Source organism: Streptomyces sp. NPDC054840 (assembly GCF_053611065.1).
This window is the reverse complement of record NZ_JBSGZP010000290.1, coordinates 1-8,654: the sequence shown is the minus strand read 5'-3', so window position 1 is coordinate 8,654 and position 8,654 is coordinate 1. Positions and strand designations below refer to the sequence as shown.

Annotated in this window: 3 protein-coding genes; 1 reads left to right on the top strand and 2 read right to left on the bottom strand. The window is 70.0% G+C overall.

Going from position 1 to position 8,654, the window contains the following annotated elements; all coding sequences use genetic code 11:
* Window positions 1–4,953, bottom strand: a 4,953-nt coding sequence (locus ACWGIU_RS20825; protein WP_453707882.1) for a HAMP domain-containing protein, incomplete at its 3' end; no start/stop codon positions are given.
* 168 nt (window positions 4,954–5,121) lie between these two features.
* On the opposite strand from ACWGIU_RS20825, the gene ACWGIU_RS20820 reads away from it, so the two are divergent.
* Window positions 5,122–7,707 carry a SpoIIE family protein phosphatase gene (locus tag ACWGIU_RS20820; protein ID WP_453707880.1) on the top strand — a complete coding sequence of 862 codons (2,586 nt, stop codon included), beginning with the start codon at window positions 5,122–5,124 and terminating at the stop codon, window positions 7,705–7,707.
* 87 nt (window positions 7,708–7,794) lie between these two features.
* On the opposite strand, the gene ACWGIU_RS20815 is transcribed toward ACWGIU_RS20820, so the two are convergent.
* On the bottom strand, window positions 7,795–8,409 hold the full coding sequence (locus ACWGIU_RS20815) for an HdeD family acid-resistance protein (protein ID WP_453707878.1): 615 nt from the start codon (window positions 8,407–8,409) through the stop codon (window positions 7,795–7,797).
* Between the last annotated feature and the right edge of the window lie 245 nt (window positions 8,410–8,654).

The following is an 8,654-nucleotide window of genomic DNA, read 5'->3' as shown; positions in this document are numbered from 1 at the left end:
CGCCTGCACCGACGGCATGGCCGCCGGCCCGGCCTGGGTTCCCGGCAGCGAGGGCCGGCTCCCGTCCAGGGACCTGCGGTACAGCTCGCCGCGGGCACCGCCGGGCGTCGGCGGCGCGTACCCCTGCGGAGGCAGCTCGCTCGGGTGCAGCGGCAGGTACAGCGTGAAGGTGGACCCGCGGCCGGGCTCGCTGGCCGCGTGGATCTCACCGCCCAGCAACCGGGCGATCTCCCGGCTGATGGACAGCCCGAGCCCGGTGCCGCCGTACTTGCGGCTCGTCGTCCCGTCCGCCTGCTTGAACGCCTCGAAGATCACCAGCATCTTGCTCGCGGCGATCCCGATCCCGGTGTCGGTGACCGAGAAGGCGATCAGGTCCGCGTCCGCCTCCCGCAGCGAACCGGCCTCCAGCAACTGCTCGCGGATCGCGGTGGGCACATCGGCGCCGGCCGGCCGGATCACCAGCTCCACCGCCCCGGTGTCGGTGAACTTCACCGCGTTCGACAGCAGGTTGCGCAGCACCTGGAGCAGCCGCTGCTCGTCGGTGTGCAGCGTGGCGGGCAACTCCGGGGAGACCCGTACCGAGAAGTCCAGGCCCTTCTCCGCCGTCAGCGGCCGGAAGGTCGCCTCGACGTAGTCGACGAGCTGCACCAACGCGATCCGGGTCGGCGAGACGTCCATCTTCCCGGCCTCGACCTTCGACAGGTCGAGGATGTCGTTGATCAGTTGCAGCAGGTCCGACCCCGCACCGTGAATCGTCTCGGCGAACTCCACCTGCTTCGGCGAGAGGTTGCCCTCCGCGTTGTCGGCGAGGAGCTTGGCCAGGATCAGCAGCGAGTTGAGCGGGGTCCGCAGCTCGTGCGACATGTTCGCCAGGAACTCGGACTTGTAGCGCATCGAGACCGCGAGCTGCTCGGCGCGCTCCTCCAGGACCTGCCGGGCCTCCTCGATCTCGGTGTTCTTCACCTCGATGTCCCGGTTCTGCTGGGCCAGCAGCTCGGCCTTCTCCTCCAGCTCCGCGTTGGCGGCCTGCAGGGCCTTCTGCCGGTTCTCCAGCTCGTCGGAGCGCTCCCGCAGCTGCTCGGTCATCTCCTGCGACTGCTTCAGCAGCATCTCCGTCTTGGAGTTGACGCTGATGGTGTTGACGCTCGTACCGATCATCTCGGCGATCTGGCTCAGGAAGTCCTTCTGGATCTGCGTGAACGGCGTGAAGGAGGCCAGCTCGATGACGCCGAGCACCTTCCCCTCGAAGAGCACCGGCAGCACGATCACGTGCGCCGGCGGCGCCTCGCCCAGACCCGAGGAGATCTTCAGGTAGCCCGGCGGCGTGTTCTCGACGAGGATCATCCGCTTCTCCTCGGCGACCGCCCCGATCAGCCCCTCCCCCGGCCGGAAGGAAATGGGCATCTGGCCACCCGCGTACGCGTAACTCCCGCGCATCCGCAGCTCGTACGAGCCGTCCGCGCCCCCCTCCGTCCCGATCTCGGTGGTACCGCCGGCGGGCAGCGCCAGGAAGAAGGCGCCGTGCTGCGCGGAGACCACGGGGGTCAGCTCGCTCATGATCAGCGAGGCCACGTCGTCGAGCTCCCGGCGGCCCTGCATCAGCGCGGAGATCCGGGCGAGGTTGCCCTTGAGCCAGTCCTGCTCCTTGTTGGCCAAGGTGGTGTCGCGCAGGTTCGCGATCATCGTGTTGATGTTGTCCTGGAGGACCTGGATCTCGCCCGCCGCGTCCACGTCGATCTTCAGGTTGAGGTCGCCGCGGGTCACCGCGGTGGCCACGGCCGCGATCGCGCGCACCTGCCGGGTGAGGTTCCCGGCCATCTCGTTCACGGACTCGGTCAGGTCCCGCCAGGTGCCGTCGACGTCCCGGACCCGGGCCTGGCCTCCCAGGATGCCCTCGGTGCCCACCTCGCGGGCCACCCGCGTGACCTGGTCGGCGAAGGACGACAGCTGGTCGACCATCGTGTTGATGGTGGTCTTGAGCTCCAGGATCTCGCCGCGGGCGTCGATGTCGATCTTCTTGGTCATGTCGCCCTTGGCGATGGCGGTCGTGACCATGGCGATCTGCCGCACCTGACCGGTGAGGTTGGAGGCCATGAAGTTCACCGAGTCGGTGAGGTCCTTCCACGTCCCCGAGACGCCCGGCACGTGTGCCTGACCGCCCAGGCGGCCCTCCGTACCCACCTCGCGGGCCACCCGCGTCACCTCGTCCGCGAAGGACGACAGGGTCTTCACCATCGTGTTGACGGTGTCGGCGAGCTGCGCGACCTCACCGCGCGCCTCGACCGTGACCTTCTTCGTCAGATCGCCGTTGGCGACCGCCGCCGAGACCTGGGAGATGTTGCGCACCTGGGAAGTCAGGTTGTTGGCCATCAGGTTGACGTTGTCGGTGAGGTCCTTCCAGATGCCCGTCACCCCGCGCACCCGGGCCTGGCCGCCGAGGATGCCCTCGGAGCCCACCTCACGGGCCACCCGCGTCACCTGCTCGGCGAAGGACGACAGCTGGTCCACCATCGTGTTGACGGTGGTGACCAGTTCGAGGATCTCGCCCTTGGCATCGACGGTGATCTTCTTGGAGAGGTCGCCCATGGCCACGGCCGTGGTCACCTCGGCGATGTTGCGCACCTGGGACGTCAGGTTGTTCGCCATGAAGTTGACGGACTGGGTGAGGTCCTTCCAGGTACCGGAGACCCCCTTCACCTCCGCCTGGCCGCCGAGGATGCCCTCGGTACCCACCTCACGCGCCACCCGCGTCACCTGCTCCGCGAAGTTCGAGAGCTGGTCGACCATCGTGTTGAGGGTGTTCTTCAGCTCCAGGATCTCGCCCCGGGCGTCCACGTCGATCTTCTGCGAGAGGTCACCGCGGGCCACCGCCGTCGCGACCTGGGCGATGTTGCGCACCTGCGAGGTCAGGTTCCCGGCCATGCCGTTCACGGAGTCCGTCAGGTCGCGCCACACACCGGCCACTCCGGGCACCTGCGCCTGACCTCCGAGCCGGCCCTCGGTACCCACGTCCCGGGCCACCCGGGTCACCTGCTCGGCGAAGGCCGAGAGCTGGTCGACCATCGTGTTGATGGTGTTCTTCAGCTCCAGGATCTCGCCCCGGGCGTCCACGTCGATCTTCTGGGACAGATCGCCCCGTGCCACCGCCGTCGTCACCTGGGCGATCTGGCGCACCTGCGACGTCAGGTTCCCGGCCATGAAGTTGACCGAGTCGGTGAGCTCCTTCCAGGTGCCGGACACCCCCTCGACCCGGGCCTGGCCGCCCAGCCGGCCCTCCGTACCCACGTCCCGCGCCATCCGCGTGACCTGGTCGGCGAAGGAGGACAGCTGGTCCACCATCGTGTTCACGGTGTTCTTCAGCTGGAGCATCTCACCGGAGACGTCCACCGTGACCTTCTGCGACAGGTCGCCGTTCGCGACCGCCGTCGTCACCTGCGCGATGTTGCGCACCTGCCCGGTGAGATTACGGAAGGCGGTGTTCACCGAGTCGGTGAGGTCCTTCCACGTCCCCGCCGCCCCCGGCACCTGCGCCTGGCCGCCCAGTTCACCCTCGACGCCGACCTCACGGGCCACACGCGTCACTTCCGCGCCGAAGGCGGACAGCTGGTCCACCATCGTGTTGACGGTGTTCTTCAACTCCAGCATCTCGCCGGCCACGTCGACCGTGACCTTCTGCGAGAGATCGCCGTTGGCCACGGCCGTCGTCACCTGCGCGATGTCCCGCACCTGGGTGGTGAGATTACGGAAGACCGTGTTCACCGAGTCGGTGAGGTCCTTCCACGTCCCCGCCGCCCCCGGCACCTGCGCCTGGCCGCCGAGCAGACCCTTGGCCCCGACCTCGCTGGCCACCCGCGTGACCTCGTCCGCGAAGGTCCGCAGCGTCTCGGTCATCTGATTGATCGTTTCGGCCAGCTGCGCCACCTCGCCGCGCGCGCTCACCCGTACCTTCTGCGACAGGTCGCCGTTCGCGACCGCCGTGGTCACCTGCGCGATCCCGCGCACCTGGGCCGTCAGGTTCCCGGCCATGGTGTTGACCGAGTCGGTCAGGTCCTTCCACACGCCCGCGACCCCGGGCACCTTCGCCTGGCCGCCCAGCTCGCCCTCCGTACCCACCTCGCGGGCGACACGCGTCACCTCGGAGGAGAAGGACGACAGCTGGTCCACCATCGTGTTCACGGTGTTCTTCAGCTGGAGCATCTCACCGGCCACGTGCACCGTGACCTTGCGCGACAGATCGCCCTTGGCGACCGCCGTCGTGACGAGAGCGATATCACGTACCTGAGCGGTGAGCCGGTACGCCATCGTGTTGACGGAGTCGGTCAGGTCCTTCCAGGATCCCGACATCCCGCGTACCTGGGCCTGACCGCCGAGCTTGCCCTCGGTGCCCACCTCCAGGGCCACCCGCGTCACCTCGTCGGTGAACGCGGACAGCTGGTCGACCAGGTTGTTGACCGTGCGCCCGACCTTCAGGAACTCGCCGCGCAGCGGATGCCCGGCCCCCTCGGCCGCCTGCGTCCGCAGATCCATCCGCTGGTCAAGATCGCCCTCGGCCACCGCCGACAGCACCCGGCCCACCTCGGACACCGGGCGCGCCAGATCGTCCACCAACTGGTTCGACGCATCGATCGCGGCCGCCCAGGAGCCCTCACAGGCACCCGTTTCCAGCCGTTCGCTCAGCTTGCCCTCGCGGCCCACCATCCGCCGTACCCGGGACAGCTCCCCGGTCAGGTGGAGATTGCGGTCGGCGACCTCGTTGTAGACGGCGGCGATCTCCGCCATCACTCCTTCGCCGGACACCGTCAGCCGCTTGCGGAAATTCCCGTCCCGCATCGACACCAGGGCCGTGAGCAGCCGGTTCAGAGCGGCGGTATCGACCTCCGTCGTGCCACTGCGCCGGGAACGTCCGCCCTTCGGCCTCGTTCCCGTACGCCGTACCGCTGCGCCAGACTCCACCGTGTCCCTCCCGAAAGGGTCGACCACTTTTCCACCGGACGCCTGACTCGTCACAAGCCGGCTCTGCAAGCCTGCCCAGTGTTTCACCCTGGCCGAACCCGGCCATAACACTTCGGCACCATCGCACACCCGCCGTACCCTGCGGGTGGAATCCCCGACGACGGCACCATGCCGACCGCGAAGGTAAGTAACCTGGCACCCGATGTCCAACCGCGTCGAAGGAGACCAGTGATCACGGCACGGGCGGCTGCCAGCTTCGATCCCCTCGGGCGCTCCGTCGCCGCCGCCCGCGGGTTCGTCCGCGACACCCTGCACGGCTGGGGCTTCGCGGACATCGTCGACGACGCGGTGGTCCTCACCAGCGAGCTCGTCACCAATGCCGTGGTCCACGCCGGTACCCGGGCCGAGGTCCTGTGCCTGCGCGCCGACGGCGGCGTACGGGTCGAGGTCGCCGACCGGTATCCGGAGCGCGAGCTCCCGCTCCAGCACCCCGGCGAACGCCCCTACGCCGACCCCGACCGCGAGAACGGCCGCGGCCTGATGCTGTGCGCCGCCCTCGCCACCCGCTGGGGCGTCGAGTACACCGCCACCCACAAGCACGTGTGGTTCCGGCTCGACCTGCCAGACCGGCCGGTCGGTACCCGCTCGGCGGGCCCGGTCGTCCCCGACCAGCTGCTGCCCCTGGCCGACAGCAGGGTCCGCGTCGCCGTCCTCCAGATCGACTCGGCCGATTCCATCTCCGCCTGGAACGAGGACGCCGAGCACATCTTCGGCCACCCCGCGGAGAAGGCGCTCGGCCGCCCGCTGGCCGAGCTCGCCGCCTGGCCCCAGACCCCCGGGACCGGCACCGGCATCGCCGAGGCCCTGCGCCTGTCCCGCTGGGAGGGCAGCTACGGCGTCCGCGGCGCCGACGGCCGCGTCATCCCGGTCTTCGCCTCGCACCTGCGGGTCCGCGACGCCCACGGCGAACCGTCCATCGTCTGCCTCCTCGTCCACGACGACGAGCGCGCCGTGCTCCAGACGCCCGTACGGGTCCCCACCTCCGACAGCGGCCACTTCACCGACCCGCGCCCCACGGACCCCTTCGAGGTCTTCATCGGCTCCCCCGCCCCCGACGACCTCGACGGGCTCCTCCAGCGCACCGTGGAACGCGCCCGCGACCTCCTCGACGCCGACGCCGCCTTCCTGCTGCTCGCCACCGACGACGAGACCGAGCTGGAGGTCCGCGCCACCACCGGCCTGCCCTCCACCCGCCAGCGCTTCGCCCGCGTCCCCATCGAGGCCGGCACCAACCGCTACGGCTCCGCCCGCATGCCCGCCGTCCACGACGACCTCATCGCCTCCCCGGGAGCCGTCCCGCTCCTGGAGGCCACCGGCATGCGCTCCGCGGTCACCGTCCCCCTCAAGGTGGAAGGCCGCCTCACCGGCTCCCTCGGCGTCGCCGCCGAAACCCCCGGCCGCTACTCCAACGAAGAGGCCCTGCACCTGCAGTTCGCCGCCGACCGCATCGCCCTCGCCGTCGAGTCCGCCCGCCTCGGTGAACTGGAGCGCCTGCGCCGCGGTTCCCTCTCCTTCCTCGTCGAGGCCTCCGACCTGCTGGCCGGCACACTCGACCGCGACCAGACCCTGGCCCTCATGGCCCAGATGACCGTCCCGACCCTCGCCACCTGGTGCGCCGTCTACACCATCGCCGACCAGTCCTCCGACCCCTACCTCTCCTATGTCCTCCACGAGGACGAAGAGCGCATCGACGATCTGAAGGACCTGCTCTCCCAGGTCAGCCCGCCCGAACCGGTCCGCGAGGCCGGCGCCCGCCCGTGGCCCGAGACGACCCTCGCAGTCGGCGGCGAAACGGTGGTCCTGCCCCTCCTGGCCCGCAACCGCGTGATCGGCATGCTCATCCTCGGCAAACCGCGCGAGGAGCACTTCCGCCAGGAGATCCTCGAGCTCGCCGAGGACCTCTCCCGCCGGGCCGCCCTGGCCCTCGACAACGCCCGCCTGTACTCGGAGCGCACGGCGATCAGCCGCTCCCTTCAGCGCAGCCTGCTGCCGCCCGGCTCCCCCGCGATCCCCGGCATGGAGGTCGAGGTCATCTACCGCGCGGCCGGCGAGGGCAACGAGGTCGGCGGTGACTTCTACGACGTCTTCCCGATCCGCGACGGCGCGTACGGCTTCGCCATCGGCGACGTCTGCGGCACGGGCCCGGAGGCCGCCGCCGTCACCGGCCTCGCCCGGCACGCCCTGCGCCTGCTGGCCCGCGAGGGCCTCGGCGGCCCGGCGGTACTCGAACGCCTCAACGCGGCCATCCTCGACGAGGGCGCCCGCAGCCGCTTCCTCACCCTCCTGTACGGCGAGCTGCACCCTCAGCCCGACGGCGGCGCGCTGATGAAGGTCGTCTGCGCGGGCCATCCCCTGCCGCTGCGCCTGCGCCCGAACGGCCAGGTCGACGCGGCCGCGGACCCCCAGCCGCTGCTGGGCGTGATCGACGACCTGGACCTCTACGAGCAGACCCTCACCCTCGACCCCGGCGACGTGCTGCTCTGCGTCACCGACGGCGTGACCGAACGCCGCGAGGGCACCCGCATGCTGGGCGACGACGGCCTCGCGGAGGTCCTCACCACATGTACGGGCCTGACGGCGGGCGCGGTCGCCTCCCGCGTCCTGCGGGCGGTGGAACGCTTCGCCGCCGAACCCGCGTCGGACGACATGGCGATCCTCGCCTTCCGCGTCCCGGAACAGCGCGCCGGCGAATAGCGGGCGCGTCCCTCCGCGAGGAGGAACCTGGGCTCGGCACCTGCCGGGCCCAGGCTCAGGAGCGGACGAGTCGGTGGCAGCCCGGCCTTACCCCGGACGGGCCGGGGTCATCCGACGCGCGGCGGAACGCAGGGCGAAGGCCATCACCAGCTCGAAGACGCCCAGCAGGACGAGCCAGAGTCCCAGCAGCCGCGTCAGGGCCACGGCGGAGTCCACCGGGAAGCAGAGCACGACGATTCCGGCGACGGCACCGAGAGCACCCAGGCCGAACTGCAGGCCCCGGTGCACGAGCGTATGGTCGGCGATCGCGGTGAACATGGCGAGCACTCCGGACAGCAACCAGAACACCCCGATGATCAAGGACAGCGCGCCGATCGTCTGCATCGGATGCCGCAGTACCAGGACGCCCGCCAGGAACGCGAGCATGGCGACCAGGACACCCGCCAGCCTGCTGCCGCCGTCCCTGCCGTGCGAAAACGCGGTGACGAAGCGGAAGACACCCGCCACCAGGAGCTGCAGACCGATGATGACTGCCAGGATGTGCAGCGTCTCATCGGGCCAGACGAGCACCAGGATGCCGGGGATCAGAGTGGCCAGTGCGAAGCCGAGCGCCCAGTGCCACGTGCTGCCGAGGTGCTTGAGGACGTCCTCGGGGTCGCTCTGCGTGCGCTGCGGTGCCGTTGCGTCGGGGGGTACGGTCATCTACGCCTCCTGGGCCGACCGAGCGGCCCCGTGGGGGGCACCTCGAAGCCGCCGGAACGTACCTTATCTACCCTTCACATCCATGGTAGGCAGCTCTGCTACGGCCCGCCCCTCAGGCCCTCGGAAAGCCTCCGCCGGCCATACGGCAGCAATACGTCCGTCCCGGAAAACAAAAAAGGCCCCCGCCAATTGGCGGGGGCCTTCTGAGTGGAGCCCTTTAACGGAATCGAACCGTTGACCTTCTC